At 58.7% G+C, this 698-nt stretch carries 1 protein-coding gene; it reads right to left on the bottom strand.

What is annotated here, in order from left to right:
• Positions 1 to 21 precede the first annotated feature (21 nt).
• Positions 22 to 698: ISAs1 family transposase (locus IEW15_RS25605; RefSeq protein ID WP_188583383.1), on the bottom strand; the 677-nt coding region annotated here is incomplete at its 5' end.

Here is a 698-nt window from a genome sequence, read left to right as displayed (position 1 = left end):
CAGGGGAATCGGGTGAAAATTTTAAGCTGCGATGATGCTTGCGAGGAAGTCGTCGTCCCAAGCGGCGACCTTGCGTCGGAGGCGTAGGGAGTCCTTTCCCGGCGCTTGTCGCAACAGGTTATGTGCCATGTGCTTCAGGGTTGTGAAGTTGGCTGGTGCGTTTTGGGTACGCACCCGGCATTCGTCATCGCGAAAGACCATGTCCATGACCCAGTGGAGACTATTCTCGATGGCCCAATGGCTTCTGATGATCGGCCCGACGAAAGCGGCGATGAGCGCCAATGATGTGATGTAGAGCCGGGTTTCGCTTTCGATTTTGTCGCCGACCCGTCGCGTGCTTTCCACGACGACGACGCTTTTAAGGCCGGGCCAGTCATGTCTGGCCCGGAGCCAGGCGACATCATGGATGACCGTGGTTTTGCGGGTTTCGATCCGGCCATGATCGCCGTCGACGGTCTCGTTCTGGCTGATGGTCGTATCCTGGAAGCCCTTGGCCTGCTGTTCGGCGACGAACAGGGCGACGTCCTCGCGCAGCGATCCTTGATTGCCTTTGAGGGCCAACACGTAATCGGCCTTCTTGTCGGTGATCCTCGCCGCAATATCGCGCTGGCATCCCATGGCGTCGATGGTCACGATGGCCCCTTCGATCGCCAGCAGGTCCAACAGCTTGGGAATGGCCACGATCTCGTTCGACTTCT

Source organism: Tistrella bauzanensis, from assembly GCF_014636235.1.
Classification (GTDB): Bacteria; Pseudomonadota; Alphaproteobacteria; order Tistrellales; family Tistrellaceae; genus Tistrella; species Tistrella bauzanensis.
Note: the sequence above shows the minus strand (reverse complement) of the source record. Positions and strands in the feature narration are given on the sequence as shown.